The organism is Streptomyces thermoalcalitolerans, from assembly GCF_039525155.1.
GTDB lineage: Bacteria > Actinomycetota > Actinomycetes > Streptomycetales > Streptomycetaceae > Streptomyces > Streptomyces thermovulgaris.
Window position 1 is genome coordinate 1 of sequence record NZ_BAAAHG010000170.1, and the last position, 517, is coordinate 517.

At 56.9% G+C, this 517-nt stretch carries 1 protein-coding gene; it reads left to right on the forward strand.

Going from position 1 to position 517, the window contains the following annotated elements; all coding sequences use genetic code 11:
• Positions 1–304: 304 nt before the first annotated feature.
• Positions 305–517, forward strand: a 213-nt coding sequence (locus ABD224_RS29395) for a hypothetical protein (RefSeq protein WP_344055388.1), incomplete at its 3' end; no start/stop codon positions are given.

Genomic DNA, 517 nt, shown 5'->3' on the forward strand with positions numbered 1-517 from the left:
CTCCTCATCGCCCTCTTCACCGGATGGACAACCCACATCCTACCCCCCGGAGGGATACTATGACTGATACCGTATACGTCGCCACAAACGGCGCAGGCGGAGGGGCAAGGAAACTCCACACCGAGAGAGACTGCCCGTGCCTAACGAGTGCGCGTAACGTCGTCGAGAAAGACCGACAGCTCCTCGAAGGCCACAAAGAACTGTGTCGACGATGTGCGGGCGAACAAACCACCCGCAACTACGAATCATACATAGGGAAAGGCCACCGTGAAGCATTGTTGGATGCAGACCCGGAGGTGGTCGGATGACCGACGAAACGATCTACCTCACCGTGAATAACCACGGCCGGGATCGGAAACTCCACGTCGATCGGGATTGCCCGCGACTCAATAACGTGAAGGCTGTGGTTGAGTATCCGCGTTCATCATTCCCCGACAACGAGGTCTGCAAATACTGTGGCGGCGGTGATTTGAGTCGTGATGGCGGGTCGAAGGCGTTGAATCAGAAGCTCATGGAG